The 17,934-nt window shown below is 37.8% G+C and carries 21 protein-coding genes and 3 pseudogenes; 20 read left to right on the top strand and 4 right to left on the bottom strand.

What is annotated here, in order from left to right:
* From HMPREF0666_RS18270 to HMPREF0666_RS16950, 4 genes and pseudogenes are all read left to right on the top strand, one after another.
* Window positions 1-372 (top strand): annotated as a pseudogene (locus HMPREF0666_RS18270) (IS30 family transposase); the annotation flags it as partial.
* Between the two features lie 174 nt (window positions 373-546).
* Window positions 547-1,677 carry a DUF2931 family protein gene (locus HMPREF0666_RS14875; RefSeq protein ID WP_009013201.1) on the top strand — a complete coding sequence of 377 codons (1,131 nt, stop codon included), beginning with the start codon at window positions 547-549 and terminating at the stop codon, window positions 1,675-1,677.
* 441 nt (window positions 1,678-2,118) lie between these two features.
* Window positions 2,119-2,886: an ankyrin repeat domain-containing protein gene (locus HMPREF0666_RS14870; protein ID WP_009013200.1), complete on the top strand. Its 768-nt coding sequence runs from the start codon at window positions 2,119-2,121 to the stop codon at window positions 2,884-2,886.
* Window positions 2,887-3,335: 449 nt separating this feature from the next.
* Window positions 3,336-3,824: pseudogene (locus HMPREF0666_RS16950) on the top strand (IS4 family transposase); the annotation flags it as partial.
* Window positions 3,825-3,869: 45 nt separating this feature from the next.
* Here HMPREF0666_RS16950 and HMPREF0666_RS14865 read toward each other — a convergent pair.
* The gene (locus tag HMPREF0666_RS14865) at window positions 3,870-4,364 is read right to left on the bottom strand and encodes a hypothetical protein (protein ID WP_009013199.1); all 495 of its coding nucleotides are present in this window, start codon (window positions 4,362-4,364) and stop codon (window positions 3,870-3,872) included.
* Window positions 4,365-4,485: 121 nt separating this feature from the next.
* Here HMPREF0666_RS14865 and HMPREF0666_RS18265 point away from each other — a divergent pair, with 121 nt between their 5' ends.
* The 4 genes from HMPREF0666_RS18265 to HMPREF0666_RS14850 all read left to right on the top strand — a co-directional run bounded on the left by HMPREF0666_RS18265 (window position 4,486) and on the right by HMPREF0666_RS14850 (window position 7,105).
* Window positions 4,486-4,632: a hypothetical protein gene (locus HMPREF0666_RS18265; RefSeq protein ID WP_009013198.1), complete on the top strand. Its 147-nt coding sequence runs from the start codon at window positions 4,486-4,488 to the stop codon at window positions 4,630-4,632.
* A 502-nt stretch (window positions 4,633-5,134) separates the two neighbouring features.
* A complete protein-coding gene (locus HMPREF0666_RS16945) occupies window positions 5,135-6,184 on the top strand; it encodes an RHS repeat-associated core domain-containing protein (RefSeq protein ID WP_304412067.1) in 1,050 nt (349 codons plus the stop codon).
* A 15-nt stretch (window positions 6,185-6,199) separates the two neighbouring features.
* Window positions 6,200-6,466, top strand: a complete 267-nt coding sequence (locus HMPREF0666_RS18725; protein WP_009013196.1) for an AHH domain-containing protein — start codon at window positions 6,200-6,202, stop codon at window positions 6,464-6,466.
* Window positions 6,467-6,682: 216 nt separating this feature from the next.
* Window positions 6,683-7,105, top strand: coding sequence for an imm11 family protein (locus HMPREF0666_RS14850; RefSeq protein ID WP_009013194.1), 423 nt, complete (start codon window positions 6,683-6,685; stop codon window positions 7,103-7,105).
* A 245-nt stretch (window positions 7,106-7,350) separates the two neighbouring features.
* Here HMPREF0666_RS14850 and HMPREF0666_RS18260 read toward each other — a convergent pair whose 3' ends face one another.
* Window positions 7,351-7,644: a hypothetical protein gene (locus HMPREF0666_RS18260; protein WP_232214130.1), complete on the bottom strand. Its 294-nt coding sequence runs from the start codon at window positions 7,642-7,644 to the stop codon at window positions 7,351-7,353.
* Here HMPREF0666_RS18260 and HMPREF0666_RS18255 point away from each other — a divergent pair.
* The 11 genes and pseudogenes from HMPREF0666_RS18255 to HMPREF0666_RS14800 all read left to right on the top strand — a co-directional run bounded on the left by HMPREF0666_RS18255 (window position 7,540) and on the right by HMPREF0666_RS14800 (window position 15,100).
* Window positions 7,540-7,827 carry an RHS repeat domain-containing protein gene (locus HMPREF0666_RS18255; protein WP_369750562.1) on the top strand — a complete coding sequence of 96 codons (288 nt, stop codon included), beginning with the start codon at window positions 7,540-7,542 and terminating at the stop codon, window positions 7,825-7,827. The genes HMPREF0666_RS18260 and HMPREF0666_RS18255 overlap by 105 nt on opposite strands.
* Complete coding sequence (locus HMPREF0666_RS17505) at window positions 7,769-8,038, top strand: hypothetical protein (RefSeq protein WP_157600296.1); 270 nt, start codon at window positions 7,769-7,771, stop codon at window positions 8,036-8,038. Before HMPREF0666_RS18255 ends, HMPREF0666_RS17505 begins: the two co-directional genes overlap by 59 nt.
* A gap of 11 nt (window positions 8,039-8,049) precedes the next feature.
* Window positions 8,050-8,400 (top strand): hypothetical protein, encoded by a 351-nt coding sequence (locus HMPREF0666_RS14840; RefSeq protein ID WP_009013193.1) that lies wholly within the window; start codon window positions 8,050-8,052, stop codon window positions 8,398-8,400.
* A gap of 662 nt (window positions 8,401-9,062) precedes the next feature.
* Window positions 9,063-10,283, top strand: a complete 1,221-nt coding sequence (locus HMPREF0666_RS18500) for an RHS repeat domain-containing protein (RefSeq protein WP_009013192.1) — start codon at window positions 9,063-9,065, stop codon at window positions 10,281-10,283.
* Window positions 10,284-10,285: 2 nt separating this feature from the next.
* Window positions 10,286-10,894, top strand: a complete 609-nt coding sequence (locus HMPREF0666_RS14830; protein WP_009013191.1) for a hypothetical protein — start codon at window positions 10,286-10,288, stop codon at window positions 10,892-10,894.
* A gap of 127 nt (window positions 10,895-11,021) precedes the next feature.
* A pseudogene (locus HMPREF0666_RS18575) lies at window positions 11,022-11,369 on the top strand (RHS repeat-associated core domain-containing protein); the annotation flags it as partial.
* A 163-nt stretch (window positions 11,370-11,532) separates the two neighbouring features.
* Window positions 11,533-11,691, top strand: a complete 159-nt coding sequence (locus HMPREF0666_RS18570; protein ID WP_304412066.1) for a hypothetical protein — start codon at window positions 11,533-11,535, stop codon at window positions 11,689-11,691.
* Window positions 11,692-11,842: 151 nt separating this feature from the next.
* Complete coding sequence (locus HMPREF0666_RS14815) at window positions 11,843-12,184, top strand: hypothetical protein (RefSeq protein ID WP_009013190.1); 342 nt, start codon at window positions 11,843-11,845, stop codon at window positions 12,182-12,184.
* 146 nt (window positions 12,185-12,330) lie between these two features.
* Window positions 12,331-12,699 (top strand): RHS repeat-associated core domain-containing protein, encoded by a 369-nt coding sequence (locus HMPREF0666_RS18565; RefSeq protein ID WP_083822575.1) that lies wholly within the window; start codon window positions 12,331-12,333, stop codon window positions 12,697-12,699.
* 442 nt (window positions 12,700-13,141) lie between these two features.
* Complete coding sequence (locus tag HMPREF0666_RS18240) at window positions 13,142-13,432, top strand: imm11 family protein (protein WP_009013187.1); 291 nt, start codon at window positions 13,142-13,144, stop codon at window positions 13,430-13,432.
* Window positions 13,433-13,948: 516 nt separating this feature from the next.
* Window positions 13,949-15,100 (top strand): glycoside hydrolase family 43 protein, encoded by a 1,152-nt coding sequence (locus HMPREF0666_RS14800; protein ID WP_009013186.1) that lies wholly within the window; start codon window positions 13,949-13,951, stop codon window positions 15,098-15,100.
* A gap of 190 nt (window positions 15,101-15,290) precedes the next feature.
* Here HMPREF0666_RS14800 and HMPREF0666_RS14795 read toward each other — a convergent pair whose 3' ends face one another.
* Together HMPREF0666_RS14795 and HMPREF0666_RS14790 are read right to left on the bottom strand one after the other, a co-directional pair.
* Window positions 15,291-16,394, bottom strand: coding sequence for an Mrp/NBP35 family ATP-binding protein (locus HMPREF0666_RS14795; RefSeq protein WP_042856478.1), 1,104 nt, complete (start codon window positions 16,392-16,394; stop codon window positions 15,291-15,293).
* Between the two features lie 135 nt (window positions 16,395-16,529).
* Complete coding sequence (locus HMPREF0666_RS14790; protein ID WP_009013184.1) at window positions 16,530-16,907, bottom strand: hypothetical protein; 378 nt, start codon at window positions 16,905-16,907, stop codon at window positions 16,530-16,532.
* 720 nt (window positions 16,908-17,627) lie between these two features.
* Between HMPREF0666_RS14790 and HMPREF0666_RS14785 the strand changes: the two genes are divergently transcribed.
* The coding region (locus tag HMPREF0666_RS14785) for a helix-turn-helix domain-containing protein (protein WP_009011640.1) at window positions 17,628-17,934 on the top strand (307 nt) is incomplete at its 3' end.

Below are 17,934 nucleotides of genomic sequence, written 5' to 3'. Positions count from 1 at the left end.
GTTGTTTATGAGAAACTAAAGAAGGGGAAAAATGCCAAAGAACTGGCACGAACTGTAATACACTTACTATCTCCTTTCAAAGACCATATCAAGTCTATTACAACTGACAATGGTACAGAATTCGCTTGTCATGAAATGATAGCCAAAAGCCTTGGTGTTACCATATATTTTGCTGACCCATACGCTTCATGGCAGAAAGGGGCTATAGAAAATGCTAACGGACTAATTAGGCAATACGTGCCAAAAAAAGAAACCTTTGAGCATATCAGCCAGCAACAAATCACGAAGTATTCAAAGAAAATTAACATGAGGCCAAGAAAGAAATTAGATTTTAAAACACCACAGGACTGCTTTTACGAACTAATTAAGTAAATTTGCACTTGCTTGTTGAATTCACGGGGTGGGAAACTTTAGTTATGAAGTCAATTAAAACTAAAATATGAGAAGACTCAACTTATGAAACGTATAGAGTCACTACAATTACATCACTAGATAATTTATATATTAAAAGCAGTACCAATGTGGATATAGCTAAAGAATAAGAATATGAAGAAGATTTATCCAGTAGTATTTATTTTGGTCTTTTGCGTAACAACACTGTCATGTAAAGGTCTATCAAACGGAAATAATATGAAAACAAAGTTTAGTTGGGATTTTTATGTATCATCCCCAGTACATTATAGCTCAGAATTAAAATATGCAAAGGCTTTTTATGGAGATAAAGGAGAGGAAACGGTAGATGTTTTTGATGAAACTGCTATGGCGGGTCTCGGTAATGTTACAGCAACACCTTTTTCAGTAAATCCACCTCAAGGCGAAGTCAGTATTCCCAAGGGTATAGACATGGTGTGGGTATCAATAGCAGATAAAAAGATTTATAGGGCAAATATTAAATTCTCCCAACAAATACAAAACAAACTTCTAAAAGCCTTTAGGGAAGGATTTTATAGCCACTGGAGAGAAAGTAATATGGACTTTAACGAGTTTAATGTAACAATTCTTCCAGAAGGACATCTATGGCTATACTTGGGGATAGGAAATTTAAGAAGGGTACTTATTTGCGATACATTAAAGGGGGAAGAAACGCACATGACACTTAAAGAATTCAGTGAAGGGTTTTATAATGCTTTCCAAACAGTTGACAGTCTTTGTTCTGATGAAAATGAGAATTCTTTCTTCAATGAACACGGCTCTGAGTATGACAAGATATGGGCATTCTATGCACAACGTTTTAATTATCAATTTGACATACAATTTGAGAACAAACAGACAGAGCTACGCAAGGGACAATTCGTGATTAACTTTGCTAATGGCGAGATTCTGAATCATGATGACCCTGGGTATTTCGAACAGCCTTCAAGACCAAATAAGATGGAGTTCCAATGGATTACAGATGGTATGCTTTATACTGGGCATTTTTATTTTGATGAAGAAGAACTGAAAAAAGCATTTATGGAGGTTTATGGTAACAATCCTACTCAAGCAGGAAAACTTATCATTCAAATAAGTAAATATAATAATTGGTTCGATATCTATTTGGAAGTGGGTGCCAAGAAATATAAATTAAAAAAACAAAGATCCATGTCTTTAAACAGGGTGTTAATGAATCTGATGATAGGGCGAAGGTATTTTATGATAATCATCCTCAAGATGGTAATGATATTTTTAATTTTATAGGAGAATAAAATATGGGACAAGTTTTGTATTATATTATCCCACCTATGTCAAGGGCTAACACAATATAAAGTTTGTTGACTAATTCAAATTATTAGGCTCGTTCGTTAAATGGTTATAGTTGTACATTTGTTAAGATAGAAATGGACACCTTCTAAAATATGGTTTGGTAGTTTCCAACTAACTGGATATCGTACGTTGTCTAGAAATAACATGCAAATTCTTTTCTCATTATAGCTTATATACGTTAAAATGTCTTGTCTACACACTTAACGGAAAAAGCTTAATATTAGATGGACATAACCCACCTTTATTTTATGTAGAATAAGAAAGGTAATTTGAAATACATAAAAGAAAACATCAACAATACTAATCTAATCTTTCATTATGATGAGGCATATTATCTTATTTTTTATATCCATATTTCTAACAAGTTGTAGCTTTATGATTAACGAAAAGAGAGCGAATGGCCCTCTTCCAACAGATTATTTCTCGAAGGGAATAGAGTTAGAGATGGCTTCAGCTATTTATAACAATAATCTTGACTCTGTACGATTACTAATAAAAGAAGGTGTTGATATTAACAAGCTGAGTGAAGGTGGTATGACTTATTTGTACTTTGCATTGATGAGGAAAGAGTATGATATTATGAAATTATTATTAGAGAATGGTGCTAACCCTAATATTGTCAATAATTTTTATAGTAAACCTGGATACCAAAAGGAAGGTTATAGTGAAGAAAAAGAATTAGGTGTCTGCCTTGAAACCTCAGGAGATCCATACTATGAAATTAAATACATGAAACTTCTTATAGAATATGGTGCGAATGTAAATGATACTATCGGTATCACGCCATTAGAAGCTTCATGTCATGACAATTCTCAAAGTAAAGAAAAAATCAAATATCTAGTAGAACATGGTGCAGACATAAACTATTGTATATCTGGAGTCTCTATCATTGGAAGTCAGGCTTCTATCTATAATTGGGGTATGGTTCTCTTCTTATTAAATTTAGGAGCAAATCCTATGAGTGATATAGATCCTGATTTTAATGTTGCCTCTGCTGTACAGGATTATTATGATGAAGGGTTTGACCTTGATTCTCAGAATGGAAAGATGGCCCAGGAAGTAAAACGTAGACTTGAGCAACGAGGAGTTAAGTTTCCTTACCATCCCAAGAGCTATACAACACCATCTGAAAATAAGAAATAGTCCTGAAGGTGGATGTGTTTTTATAAATACTTATGGGAGGGACTGGGTACATCATTTCTATCATAATAGTTGTGGTTAAACTTCTTCAACATTGTTACGAATGTGTACTGTAAGGCTAACAAGGAACTGATATTTGTTGATATTCTTATAAAATAAACAAAAAATGATTTTACTAAGGAAAGATATAGGATTAGAGTTACAGTGTACCTCGATGACCTCAATAGCAAGATGGTTGTGACTATACAGAAGAAAATAACCAGAAATTCAAAACTGAACATAAAATTTCAAGATCCAAAATGCAAGTACCTTAAAAATATATTATAAATTTGCACTAGCTGGTTGAATTCACACCCTAATAAATAGATAGAAAAATAACAGTTTGTCGAATTTTCTTTGTAAATTAGTAATCGCAAAACAACTGATTTTAAAGACAAGACAACAAAACTGTTATGGAAGCAAAAATAGAGAAAATAAATGAGTTATCCAAACTCTTGAATGTTAAAACACGAATGAGTGATGATTAATTTCATCTTTTTGGAAAGTTTGGCCTCGGTCAACTGTTACTTCGCCTGTCATTGGAAAAACATGATGAGGTTTCGGCTTCGGAATTGATCCTTTCTCTTTGCCTTTTCCGCATTGTGAGTGAAAGCATCCACAGTATATGCAAGCATAAGATATATGAGCTTTCAAATCATAGTAAGAACTGTTTCTATCGAATGAAGATTCGCCCCCAGATGGATTGGAGACGATTGATGAACCGCTTTACCCTGCGTTATATGTGCCTTTTGCGTAAGTATGCGAAGCTCCTCAATCCAATACCACGACATGTTTCATTATAGATGATACTGTGCTTGAGAAGAGTGGTGTGAGAATGGGGGGGTATCAGTCGTGTTTACGACCATGTAAAAGGCAGGTATGTATTGGACTACAAACTGCTATTTACGAGATAGCTTATCTCATTGTCCGTTATCATACAAATGCTTTTATTTTTCGGATAATCTGTTGGTTTTCTTATCCCATTTTAGAAATTCAACGATAACATCCCCATTTTTTTTAGATAGAGTAATCATATAGACTATTCTACCGTCTATGTTGTCTTCGGATATAGTTCCAAGTTCGTTATTACAGAATTCAATCTCCTTAACGGTAAGATCAAATGCATCAGTATGTTCTTCGTCATAATTTAAGAAATAAGAAGTACAGGATGTTTTTTTATAAAATTTCATTCCTGCAATAATCTTGTGATCCCCCTTACTTTTTAAATTACGGGCTTTCATATTATAGAAAGAAATCATCTGGGACTTAAGTTCTCCTATGGAATCTGAACAGTTAGATACTAAGATATCATAATAATATTGTCCATTAATAATTGTAGTCCTTCGCTTTATCTCTGTAAATTCAACTTTCCTACTACAGTTTTCAGAAAGTATCAGAAATAAACAGAGAATAAGAAATTGTGCAGTACTTTTACTTTTCATACATAAATCACTAAAGTTCCCCACCCTAATAAATAGTAGAAAAATAACAGTTTGTCGAATTTTCTTTGTAAATTAGTAATCGCTAAACAACTGATTTTAAAGACAAGACAACAAAACTGTTATGGAAGCAAAAATAGAGAAAATAAGTGAGTTATCCAAACTTTTGAGTGTTAAAACTCGAATGAGTGATGATTTATTTCATCTTTTTAGCAAGTTTGGCATCGGACACCTATTATCTCGCCTTTCATTGGAAAAACAGGCTCTATAACGAATTGTGTAGGTAATCCTGTTTTAAGCTCCCCTGTTATGGAATAGACCATATACTTAAAGTTTTCTGTATTTACGAATCTCCTTACCTCCTTTTAACAAGTTGCTTCTAATAGGCCTAAAGCCTGTATAAATATCTCGATACTATTCATAAAACAAAGGTAATATTTTTATCTGAGTTTTCTATAATTACCCACACGATTCGTTATAGAGCTAAAATATATTTACAACTGTTTAACTTTAGCTTCTGAGAATAATCATAAAAGTGGAACTTCGAAAGAAAAGTTTAACCCGTATGCAATAAGTGTGTTGTAAAACATTATAAGAAAAGACGCTTAATTGGAGTCCATCTTAAATTTAGTTAAGCTTCAAATTAAGCACCTTTTGGTATTTAAGTAAAACGCAATTAGGACAGAGGTTAGCAGTAGATTTGTTCTATGTAGTGATAGTGTCTATTCATATTTGAAACATCGTGCATCATAGTCGTTTGTATGGAGCATACAATGCACTATGACAAATTTGGCCGTCCTACACATCAGCGTGTGCGTCATAATGGTCAAACGCTGTATGACAAGTCATATACTTGGGGGGATAATCTTTGCCTTTTACGAACGTTTGACACAATAAACCGCAGAAGTGTCCGTTACGACTATGTCGCCTTCGGCTCTCTGTCAGGGGCTGTATATGGTGACGGAAGTCATCAGTGGCGCAACCCGGACCTGATGGGTAATGTGTACGATAGCCCTGACCGTACGGACAGGAGCTTTGGTCGTGGTGGACAGCTGCGTGAGGATAGGAAGTGGCGGTATTATTATGACAGCCATGGTAACCTGGTGCTGAAGACCATGCGCAGGATGGAGCCATCGCATAATGCAGAGGCACAGGATGAGTTCCTTGTATGGCAGAATGGTGACTATGCTTATACGTGGCAAGCCAATGGTATGCTTAGGAGTGTAACACGGCCAGACGGCAAGACCGTTACGTTCAAGTATGACGCTTTAGGCAGACGCATTGAGAAAGTCTTTGACGGACGAGTATATCGCTACCTCTGGGATGGTGATGTCATCCTACACGAGTGGGACTATGCCGAGTATGACCGTCCGAAGACAGTTGTTACCGAGGCTGGTGAGGTCACACTTGACAGGCCAGAACCAGTTGAGAATCTCAACACGTGGGTTTACGACAGTGACAGCTATGTCCCAACTGCCAAGATTGTTGGTGACACGCATTACAGCATCATCAGCGACTACATCGGTCGTCCTGTCCAGGCATACGATGATAATGGTAATATCGTCTGGCAGGCAGACTATGACATCTATGGTAACCTCCGCAACCTTCACGGCTGCGGGCAGTTCATTCCTTTCCGCCATTTAGGTCAGTACGAGGACGAGGAAACTGGACTGTATTACAACCGCTTCCGCTATTATGATCCAAGGATTGGTAATTACATCAGCCAGGACCCGATAGGATTAGCAGGAAAGAACCCTACGCTGTATGGGTATGTGGGGGATTGTAATAAGTTGTGCGACTCATTTGGGTTAAAAGGAGATTGATTTCAAATTCCCCAAATGCCAGGACATCAGAAACATCACATCATTCTTCAATCTACAAAACACCCATTGTTAGACAGATTAGGGTTCAATGTTCACCAAAATAAAAGAAATATACAATTACCAACTAACCCATCAATAGACGCAACGCGAACTAACCACAAAGGGAGGCATAATTCTGCTTATGATCGTATGATTTTAAATAGACTTGATGCTATAAAATCTTTAAATGCTAGTGACCATATAAAAAATGCATTTGGACGATATGATGGAGAATATTGGTGATGATTTGAGACACAAACGGGTAAAATTAAATTGCAATTAACTTATGGATGGATACATTTTAACAACAACAAAGAATACATTTGGCTGGGTTGAATATGATAATGACATTTCTTTAGATTACAAAGAATTTCTCAAAGGGGAACGTCTACTGTACAAAGACCTGCCATTATTCTATAATATTCCCAAAAGTTCAAACTTAAAAAAATAAGATCTGCAGTGTTGTTGGAATCAACTGGTCCTGAACTAGTATGCAGACAATTTAAAGAAGTATTAGAAACACAAGTGCAGGACATCCAATTTTTTGATGTGGACTTATTTTGTGGCAATGAAAAAATTGATGGCTTTTACGCCATGAACGTGCCACACCTCATGAAATGTATTGATTTGGAGAACAGCGAATTCCGCCTCATGAATTTTGACAGAAATAATCCAGATTATATGTTTTATTACATGAAACTTAGAAGAAATCTCTTTGATAACAATAAAACTGATATTGTACGTTGTGAAGAGATGCATAGAAGTATTGTTGTAAGTGAGAAAATTAAGACAGCATTATTTGCAGCTGGATTGAAGGGGCTACAGTTTAGTGACAGTATAGATATGACACCAAAAGAAAGGACTATCTATGAAAGAATTTAGTAGAAACCTGCCATACACAAAGTCCATTTCTTATTAAAATCTTCTCGGTAATCTTACAGGAGGGGAAACATACTTACAATTTTCTCCAATGCTTAATCTTGACATCATTAAGTATCTGTGGCGAAAAAAATGGAGAATTAATATTGAGCTGGATCGAATGTACTAATAAGAAGAATTATCATGCTTAGATATAAACCTTAGGCAGAAGCTTTGAGAAAGTCTTTGACGGACGTGTGTATCGCTATCTATGGGATGGTGATATCATCCTGCACGAGTGGGACTATGCCGAGTCTGACCGCCCGAACACGGTTGTTACCGAGACTGGTGAGGTCACACTTGACAGACCAGAACCAGTTGAGAATCTCAACACATGGGTTTACGACAGTGACAGTTACGTCCCTACAGCCAAGATTGTTGGTGACACGCATTAAAGCATCATCAGCGACCACATCGGCCGTCTCGTCCAGACATACGATGATAACGGTAACATTGTCTGGCAGGCAGACTATGACATCTATGGTAATCTCCGCAACCTTCACGGCAGCAGACAGTTCATTCCTTTCCGCCAGTTAGGTCAGTACGAGGATAGGGAGACTGGACTGTATTACAACCGCTTTAGGTATTACAAACCAAATACAGGGCTATTTATCTCACAAGACCCAATTGGTTTGGCTAGCGGTGAGTTTTGGGGCAAGACGGCGATTAGATTTTGTTGTTGTTGAAGACGGTAAGGTAAAAGGTGTTTATGAAGTTACAAGTCCGACAGCAGATAAAACAGCACAACTTGAAAAAGAAATGAATATTAGAGGAAAAGCAGAAGGTGGAGCACATGTTAAAGCTCCAGGAAGGAAAGGTGCTTTATATGATATTTATGATATTGAAACTCAAAGATTAGATGTTGATTTGAATTCTAAAACAATAATGTATCATTAATAATATATAATATGGATAAAAATGAAATTATATCAAAAGTTGCTTGGTTTACTCAGTCTAAATTGGCTCCTCAGCCTATAACTCAAGAGTATAAAGAAAGGCAATATCGCTTTTTTGAGAATATTGTTAATTTCCTACAAGACAATAAATTAACATCAAGAAAGATATTAAAGAAGGGGGAAAAGGCTACTGACGAATCACAGATAATAATTGGAGATTTAACAGAAGAAGGAATTAAGTTCTATGCTTTCGGAATCAGGAAATGGCGTGAAAAATATGACCGAGCCAAGAACAAGGACAAAGCTATAAACGATTTTTCTTATATTGAGAAGAAATTAAAAGAGTTCAGAGAAAAACAATAGTAGTAGAAACTGTCCGCCTCAATTGAGACGGGTGGTTTTGTCCCCTCCAAAAAACTCTTTTTAAGAGCTTTTGAGGGTACTACCGTTAAATGCGTAGACACTTTCCATATAGCTTTAACGGAAGAACAGAAATTATGCATTTAGCAAATAGCTGGGCAAAACTGTCTTGGCTGTCTGTTTTATTTATCTTTCTATACAGAAAACCTTTTCATGTTAATGCGCTTCAAAGAATTACAGATAGAATATTGAAATATCATAACATAAATTCATATAAAGACCCTAAAATAAAATAGCAAATATATACAAAATGTAAGTTTGCAAACAACTGTAAATTAAAGAGTTATGACGTCGTAACAGAGAGGTGCCTAGTAAGGGTTCAAAAGGGCGTTTGTGAGACCTCAAAAGAGCATCTTCTACAAGTTAGTTAGGCGTCTTCTCAAAGCCAGAAAAGCATATATCGGTCTTAAGTCGTACGAAAATAGTTTACAAGTATCGGTTAGTATAGAGATAAGTTGTTCGTAGAGAATGGAAAGACATGGTAATGGGTAAACATCGTATTTATTATCTGGGGTGATAATCTTCGCCTTCTACGAAAGTTTGACACAATAAACGGTAGAAATATTCGTTACGATTATGACGCCTTCGGTTCTCTGTCAGGGGCAGTGTTTGGTGACGGCAGCCGTCAGTGGCGCAACCCGGACCTGATGGGTAACGTGTACGATAGTCCCGACCGAATGGACAGGAGTTATGGTCGTGGTGGACAGTTGCGTGAGGACAAGAAGTGGCGGTATTATTATGACAGCCATGGCAACCTTGTGCTGAAGACTATGCGTAGGATGGAACCATCGCATAATGCGGAGACACGGGATGAGTTCCTTGCTTGGCAGAGCGGTGACTATGCCTATACGTGGCAGGGCAATGGTATGCTTAGAAGTGTAACACGGCCGGACGGCAAGACCGTTACGTTCAAGTATGACGCTTTAGGCAGACGCATTGAGAAGGTCTTTGACGGACGAGTATATCGCTACCGCTGGGATGGTGATGTCATCCTACACGAGTGGGACTATGCCGAGTATGACCGTCCGAAGACGGTTGTTACCGAGGCTGGTGAGGTCACACTTGACAGGCCAGAACCAGTTGAGAACCTCATCACGTGGATTTACGACAGTGACAGCTATATCCCTACCGCCAAGACTGTTGGTGACAAACATTACAGCATCATCAGTGACTACATCGGCCGCCCCGTCCAGGCATACGATGATAACGGTAATGTCGTCTGGCAGACAGACTATGCCATCTATGGTAACCTCCGCAACCTTCACGGCAACAGGCAGTTCATTCCTTTCCGCCAATTAGGACAGTATGAGGACGAGGAAACAGGGCTGTATTACAACCGCTTCCGCTATTACGACCCGAATACAGAAACCTATATCAGTCAAGACCCGATAGGATTAGCAGGAAATAATCCAACGCTGTATGGGTATGTGGGGGATTGTAATAAGTGGTTTGATTTATTTGGATTAGATTATTTTTATCAGCTTATAAAACATGACAAAGTCGTATACAATGGCATTACAAAGAATCCTGTTAAAGACAGGATTGCTGATCATATTGGCGTTAAAGACTTTACAGAGTTCAGATATGTTCAAGTAAAAGATAGGATTGCATCAAGGAATTTAGAGGGTTCTGCACTACACCATGCTGATGAAAAAGGACTTCAGAATGCAAATAGGAAGGATGGACAATATTATCATTCATATGACCCTGACAATTTAGCAGTAGGAAGAACTTACTATACCCAAGCCGAAATTGATGAAAAAATGAAAAAGGCTGAGACTGGTGAGATAAAGGATGGGAAAGTAATCTTACATAATTGTAAATAGATATGGAATATAAAGATAAGGTAGATGTTGACCAAGAGTTTCAAAATATAATCTATCCTCTTGTAGAGAATTGGAAGCAATACTCGGAGGAAGAAGTGGAAAGACTAATAAAAGAGAATGGAAAAATATGTAGAAAAGAATTTTCTATATATCGGAAAAGACTCCTAATAGAATTAAAGAACTTTGCCGATATTTTATTGATTATAGCTAAGTTTTATGAGAACAATACAGTGATACTTGTAGAAATCTTGTCTTCTTGGTACTGTTTGTATAATCAATACAGAATAAACCTTTCTGATGAGGTCTTCAAGTTTCTAATTTCCTTAAAAAAGGGGAATAACGTAAGGCTTTATACTGCTATTTTGATTATACAACTCCCTTTATTTGAAACATACGAAAATAAATGGATATATATATTGTCCATCTCTAAGATTGCCCCACGAAGAAAATCCATTTCAGTTTTCTACACTGCAGTTTGGAATAATAAAGACATGATTCCTATTCAGTATAGAGAAAAAATAATAGTAGTTTTCCAAGAGGCAATAGAGAAGTATAATTTGCATCCCACAACAGTAGACAAATACAATAAACTGATAGACCTTATTAGATAGTACAATAACGGCTATGACTGTCGCTATGCGTGGAATGCATCAGGACGTCTGAAAATGTGATGGTGCAGGAGTGGTATTATGAGGAGGAAGACCGTCCACAGCATTACATCGACAAGTTTAGCCGTATCTGTATGCTGGGCCAGAACCAGTTGAGAATCTCATCACGTGGGTTTACGACAATGCCGGCTATGTCCCTACAGCCAAGATTGTCGGCGACAGGCATTACAGCATCATCAGCGACTACATCGGCCGTCCCGCCCAGGTATACGATGATAAAGGTGATGTTGTCTGGCAGGCAGACTATGACATCTATGGTAATCTCCGTAACCTTCACGGCGGCAGACAGTTTATCCCCTTCCGCCAGTTAGGTCAGTATGAGGACGAGGAGACAGGGCTGTATTACAACCGCTTCCGCTATTATGCCTCAAGGCTAGGTAATTACATCAGTCAAGACCCGATAAGGTTAGCGGGAAATAATCCGACACTGTATGGATATGTGAAAGAGCCAAATAGTTGGGTTGACGTGTTAGGACTGCAAGGAGTAGGAGTTCCCTTTCAGGTAGGGCTGCACGAGGATTTTATTAGAATAAATGCAGGTACAGGTCTAGATTCACATCACGTTGGACAAAAGAGCTGTAATGGGCAAATTAGTGAAAAATTACGATGCAATAAAGGCTCCAGCAATTCTTGTTCCTTCGGTTGGTCATACAAGAACTAAAGATGATTTAGGAATAGTTTCCAGAAGCTCAATCAACCCTAAAACAGGTAAACTATTTACTTATGCAAGAGATTTGTGAGCAAGAGACATAAGAGAATTGAGAAAAGTTTATGGAGATGAGATTTCTAACAAACAACTTCAGGAACTTATTGATTTAAACAAGTCAATGTATCCTGAAATGCAAAAACAAAAAAGAAAATATCTTATAAATAAAAACACATAGAAGTAATATGACAGCAGAAGAATTTATAAACAACATAACTCATGAGATTTTTAAGGAAGCGTATGATTACTATTTCAAAGCACTTCCAACCCCAATAGTGGGAAATGATAAGTCTTGGGTGGATAGCAAGGAGTTGTACCATAGTCTGAGCGAAAGGCAAAGACTACAAATGCAGACGTTTACAAAGTTAGTTATACAAGACGTTGTGTCTATACTGCTTGGGAAAATTGACAATATTTCTTCGTTCGCAAACCAAGACGGTTTATTTGAACTTAGTATAAATGGTAATGTAATAAATGGTGACTTACAAGACTATTTTTTGATGAGTATGGATAAACTGAAGATGTAATGTTCACTGTGCTTATTATAAAAGATAGTATAAATGTTACCATCTTTACTTTTGCTATATTTTCATTTGTTGACTAGGTAGTCTTCTATCTAAACGGTAATCTTCACAAGCTCCACAGCAGCAGGCAGTTCATTCCTTTCCGACAATTGGGTTTGTACGAGGACGATGAGACTCGCCTCTACTACAACCGCTTCCGCTATTACGACCCAAGGATAGGTAATTACATCAGTCAAGACCCGATAAGGTTAGGAGGAGGTATGTCACTTTATGCATATGTCCACGATACTAACAGTTGGATAGATTTGTTAGGGCTAAGTGGAATGCCTAAAGGTGGGTGGAACTATGGTAATATGCCAAAGTTAGATGGCTATCAATTACATCACGTCATACCTAAATCGATGGCAGAACACCCCGCCATAAAAGCAGCTGGTTTTGACGTTAATAAACCAAGTAATTTGATTTATTTGCCGATAGAAGATGGAAGCCATACAACAAGAAGTATTCATAATGGATAGAATAAAGCACATGCCAATTATAATGCCGACATCAAGCAAAAGTTAAATGATATTGTTGAATTCGGAAATGCTAAGCGCTGGGGTAGGCAACAGAATTTAGATGCAATAGAAAGTCTAAGAGAAGATACAAGGTTAGGTTTACGAGAAGGTGAAATTAAATGTTATTAAATTATGTATTATCAGTTAAACGAGTTTTATAAACGGGATATATATCTTCAATATGCAGAAGAAAATAGTATCCAATATAATGCCTTTGAAAAAGGAGAACGTATAGAAATAAAAAGTGATATTTTCTATAAAGTTGACAAGATAGATGATTATTTGAATAACTATGATGTCTTGCCAACATATGGGACACCGTTAGTAAGTTCAAAGTTCGTAAAGTTGTTCAAAGGATATGAGGAAGATGTTCAATTTTTAAGAGTAAATATAAAAGATATGGATGGAAACACAAACAGGAATTTTTTACATTCCAAATATTCTTAAGATAGTTCCTTGTTTAGATGAGGTCAGATCGGTCATTGAAACTAAAAGATATGGTTCTGCCGTTATAAAGATAATAAAACAATTATATATCGTCCCGAATTCAATTCATAACTCTTTGATGGTAAGAATGAAAGAAAAGATCTCCTACATTATTGTTACAGAACAATTTAAAAAACTTTGTGAATCTGCTAATTTAAAAGGAATAAACCTTATAGAAGAAGGTTCTTCAGTTTATACAAAGATCTAAAAGATAGCAGCGAAATAGAACTACCAGCAAATGATGTATGAACTACTTGAACATGAGGAGTTTAATAAATACATATACACAATATGTAAATAAAATTATGGAAAGAGTTCAAAGAATTCTCAAGGCTATATCAGAGTCAGAAGACTGTTTGTTGTCAAAGAGAGAACATCTTTGCTGGTTTCTTTGATAATTATAAGACATTTGAATTATGGTTAATGAATAATATAGAGAATTATCCTGATAATGAGGATATTTTTCCTTTACCTGCTCAATATCGTTAAAGGATATTCTCTAATCAACTTATAATCTTCAAAAAAAGATAAACTATTAGTTGGTTACATCATTTTTTGCTGGACCACTTTGTCGACATGGCTGTACAGGGGTATGGCTGGATATCATAGCGAGTACTATCGTAGATAAGACTTAACGCCACACGCATTTGTTGACAGAAACACTTTACATTCTTTGTATATTCACTATCTTTGCAAAGGAACTTACAACAAACAACTCAGAAGAATGAAAAGAATACTGTTATTACTGATGGTCATGATTCCCATACTGACTATTCATACACAAGCACCGATGGCGGGTGGTGAGTGGAAGGATAATACGGGTAGACATATCAATGCACATGGCGGATGTATCATCAACTATAAAGGAACTTACTATTGGTATGGTGAGAGTCGTTCGTCAGGAAACACACTGTATAGTTCAAAGGGCGTCAGTTGCTATACATCGAAAGACCTACAGAACTGGACGAACAAAGGAGTAGTGCTACCTGTGAGCAATGACACATGCAGCGACATCCAAGAAGGCTGTATCATTGAACGTCCGAAGGTGGTATATAACAAGAAAACAAAGGAGTTTGTAATGTGGTTCCACTTAGAACTGAGAGGGATGGGTTATAAGAGTGCCCGTGCAGGAGTAGCCGTCAGCGACACACCGCTTGGTCCATTCCGTTTCGTACGCTCGAGCCGTATCAATGCAGGAATCTTGCCGAAAGATTTCATAGAGGCAGATACAACAGAGCTACGGCAGAGACTCAGTGAACCAGCGTTTAACACATGGTGGACCTCCTCTTGGTATAGACAGATAGAGCGTGGAATGTTTATGGTACGTGATTTACAAGGTGGTCAGATGGCTCGTGACATGACAATCTTTATTGACGACAACGGTAAGGCGTATCATATCTATGCGTCAGAAGACAATCTAACCCTACATATTGCAGAGCTCACGGATGACTATTTAAGACATACAGGCTTGTATGTGCGCGTTGCTATGGGCGAGCAGAATGAAGCACCGACAATCTTTAAGAAAGACGGTGTCTACTGGATGATAACAAGTGGATGTACAGGATGGGCACCGAACGCAGCTCGACTGTTCCGTGCTAAGAATATTATGGGACCATGGGAACGGCTGTCTAATCCGTGCCATGGCGATGGCGCAAATAAAACCTTCGGTGCACAAGGTGCATATATCTTTAAGATTGAAAAGGTAAAAGAGAAGAAGATATTTGATGGTGCAGACTATGTATTTATGGCCGATATGTGGCGCCCAAAGAAGATTACTGACAGTAGGTATCTATGGATACCGATTCACTTTGAAGACGGAAAGCCTACCCTAAGAGCAAATTTGCCTAACACTTATCAGTCTTCAGAATCAAATTAGTCATTTGAGCAAGAAAGAGTTACTGACCAAGCTTTGCTTTTTATCAGTTCTTAATATCGCCTATTGTTCCACATCTAAGGATTTGGAAGAAGCTACCACTGGGTTAACTAAAAGAGAAATAGAGATATAAACATTATCCGTATATCTCTATTTCTCTTTATAGATGAACATGCAGATACGGTTTATACGCTTACCCGTTCTTTACCTCAACAATCTTTGTTGGAGCCTGTTCTTTGTTACGACGATTGACAACCGTCACCACACTCTGGGCAAGGCTGAGAAAAGCCTGACCAGTGATAGTGTCTATCTGTGTTGCCGCAGGAGTACCCTTATCGCCATTCTCACAAATGCTCTGTACGATTGGAATCTGAGCAAGCAACGGACAACCAAGTTCTTTGGCTAAGTTCTTGCAACCATCCTTACCAAAGATATAGTACTTGTTCTCTGGAAGCTCAGCTGGAGTAAACCATGCCATATTCTCAACTAATCCGAGGATAGGGATATTCACTTTGTCGTTGCGATACATATCAATACCCTTACGAGCATCAGCTAAGGCTACATTCTGAGGAGTTGAGACAATCACAGCACCTGTAATAGCAAGTGTTTGCATGAGTGTCAGATGAATGTCACTGGTTCCTGGTGGTGTATCGAGGATAAAGTAATCAAGGTCGCCCCAGTCGGCATCGGCAATGAGTTGCTTGAGAGCAGAGGTAGCCATACTACCACGCCAAAGGGTGGCAGTGTCTGGATTGACAAAGAAACCGATAGAGAGGAGTTTCACACCATACTTCTCGACAGGTTCTATGAGTTGTCGACCATCCTTCTCGACACCGTAAGGACGCTCGTTTTCAACACCAAACATCTTTGGCATACTCGGTCCGAAGATATCAGTATCGAGCAGACCAACCTTATATCCAAGACGTGCCAATGCAATAGCAAGATTAGCAGAGACAGTGCTCTTCCCTACTCCACCCTTACCAGAACTTACAGCAATGATGTTCTTCACCTGAGGTAACAACTTACCTACCTCTGGGCGTGGCGCATTCTTGAATTCTGTTGTAATGGTTACTTCTACTTCCTTACCAACGGAATAGTGAATCTGGGCCTCAGCAGCCTTGATAGTAGACTTGAGGAAGGGGTCGGTCTCACGAGGGAAGATAAGCGTAAAGCTTACTTTGTTGCCATTGATACTGGGTGTATCGGCCAACATCTCACTCTCAATAATATTCTTTTTTGTTCCTGGATAGATAACCTTTTCCAGTGCATCTGTAATGAGTTTGGGATATAATGTCATTGTATTCTTATTTTTATATATTAGGATGGAACCACACAATGGGTTTCTCTTATCCTTCATCCCTCATCCTCTTAGATAAGGAACATATTCTATATTTCATTTACCAAAAATAATGCCAAGAAATAAATGGTCACATTAGTTACGCTTATTCTGCGTATTCTCCCATTCCTCCCACTCCTTGGCAACAGCCTTCCAGTCAGTCATCTCGCCCGCCTCAATAGCCTCTTGCTCACGTACAGCCTCGTCTCGTGCCTTATCCCGTGCACGCTTTGCCTTCATATCAGCAATTGTAGCATCGTCAAGAATCTGTATTGCTCCACGACGAATAGCCTCCTGCAACTCTTCTTCGCCGAAAGCTTTGCCAGGCTCGTTGAAGTCAGCGATATTAAACTCGTAGATAGTACGAAGATCATGACGTACAAGTTTCTGCTTCGCTCGATTGCCCGCATTCTTTAATCGGAGGAGCTTAGCTATTTCTTTTATCTCGTCTTGTGCGAATTTATTTCGTCCCATGCTTTGATACTATTTCGAACACCATTAGTGGCTTTCTTGTCTGCGAAGTTAGTAACAAAATCCCAATACTGCAAATTTTCATAAAGAATACATTGTGTCACACATGATAAAATAGAGGTTAATACTCCTATAAACATTGTTCATAAATCAAGACTAAGAGAAAACAGGAACAATTTTATCATCAATACAACCAGTAATGGTCGTTAGCACTTCAAATAAAATAGGAGAAAGAGGATGACTGTTCTCACTTCAATAATGATATAGACTTTCATAATTCAATTAATGAATTGGAGACTTTTTATAGAGCAACAACAGAGAAACATAGTAGCGAATTTTGCGGATACAGAATGTAAAGTTTTCTGATAATTACGCCCTATTTCTTATAGTTTAACACTAAGATGCTGCATTATAATTTAATTGAATCGATAAGCCTTTTTTAACCTAATCACGATTGAAAGCAATAATCAATAAATATAACGTTTTTATAGGAGAACAAAGGGATTAAAGTACATTGAGTTAGTTGTAATAATTGTTATTCCACAACGCAAGTTCAACATAGAACTGCAATCCCAAGTGCTGGTGTAGCTTAATAATCTATACCTGAAAACACCGAGGGGTTTGGGGGCGAGAAGCCCCCATGAGAAGAAAATCAACAAGCAATGCATAAAAATAAGAAAGGGAGACCTCTGTCTCCCAAAGATTAATTAATTTTGCATTGCAATGTACAAACAATTAACCTCGGAGCAAAGGTACACAATTTCTGTGCTACTCCAAAATAGAACGAAACAAAAAGATATTGCCAAGGCGATAAATGTAAGTGCAAGTACAGTGTCTCGTGAAATAAGACGTAATAGCGGAGTCCGAAGACACTATAATTGGGAAACTGCCCAAGCAAATGCAGTACAAACAAGGCGCAGAAAGCCAGGCAATCGTTCAGTCGACAAGGATGTCATGGAAGAGGCGAAGCGCCTTCTTATTACTGAGCAATGGTCTCCAGAACAAATATCTGGTGTATTGGCCAAGGATG

Origin of the sequence: Prevotella sp. C561 (genome assembly GCF_000224595.1) — a bacterium.
GTDB classification, from domain to species: domain Bacteria; phylum Bacteroidota; class Bacteroidia; order Bacteroidales; family Bacteroidaceae; genus Prevotella; species Prevotella jejuni.
The sequence above is the reverse complement of the archived record's forward strand: the minus strand, read 5'-3'. Positions and strand labels throughout refer to the sequence as shown.

Bases quoted from the DNA above. Each gene is read 5' to 3' on its own strand.
- HMPREF0666_RS14875 (WP_009013201.1), top strand. From the start codon at position 547: ATGAAGAAGATTTATCCAGTAGTATTTATTTTGGTCTTTTGCGTAACA.
- HMPREF0666_RS14870 (WP_009013200.1), top strand. From the start codon at position 2,119: ATGATTAACGAAAAGAGAGCGAATGGCCCTCTTCCAACAGATTATTTC.
- HMPREF0666_RS14865 (WP_009013199.1), bottom strand. From the start codon at position 4,364: ATGAAAAGTAAAAGTACTGCACAATTTCTTATTCTCTGTTTATTTCTG.
- HMPREF0666_RS18265 (WP_009013198.1), top strand. From the start codon at position 4,486: ATGGAAGCAAAAATAGAGAAAATAAGTGAGTTATCCAAACTTTTGAGT.
- HMPREF0666_RS16945 (WP_304412067.1), top strand. From the start codon at position 5,135: ATGCACTATGACAAATTTGGCCGTCCTACACATCAGCGTGTGCGTCAT.
- HMPREF0666_RS18725 (WP_009013196.1), top strand. From the start codon at position 6,200: ATGCCAGGACATCAGAAACATCACATCATTCTTCAATCTACAAAACAC.
- HMPREF0666_RS14840 (WP_009013193.1), top strand. From the start codon at position 8,050: ATGGATAAAAATGAAATTATATCAAAAGTTGCTTGGTTTACTCAGTCT.
- HMPREF0666_RS14830 (WP_009013191.1), top strand. From the start codon at position 10,286: ATGGAATATAAAGATAAGGTAGATGTTGACCAAGAGTTTCAAAATATA.
- HMPREF0666_RS18570 (WP_304412066.1), top strand. From the start codon at position 11,533: ATGGGCAAATTAGTGAAAAATTACGATGCAATAAAGGCTCCAGCAATT.
- HMPREF0666_RS14815 (WP_009013190.1), top strand. From the start codon at position 11,843: ATGACAGCAGAAGAATTTATAAACAACATAACTCATGAGATTTTTAAG.
- HMPREF0666_RS18240 (WP_009013187.1), top strand. From the start codon at position 13,142: ATGGAAACACAAACAGGAATTTTTTACATTCCAAATATTCTTAAGATA.
- HMPREF0666_RS14800 (WP_009013186.1), top strand. From the start codon at position 13,949: ATGAAAAGAATACTGTTATTACTGATGGTCATGATTCCCATACTGACT.
- HMPREF0666_RS14795 (WP_042856478.1), bottom strand. From the start codon at position 16,394: ATGACATTATATCCCAAACTCATTACAGATGCACTGGAAAAGGTTATC.
- HMPREF0666_RS14790 (WP_009013184.1), bottom strand. From the start codon at position 16,907: ATGGGACGAAATAAATTCGCACAAGACGAGATAAAAGAAATAGCTAAG.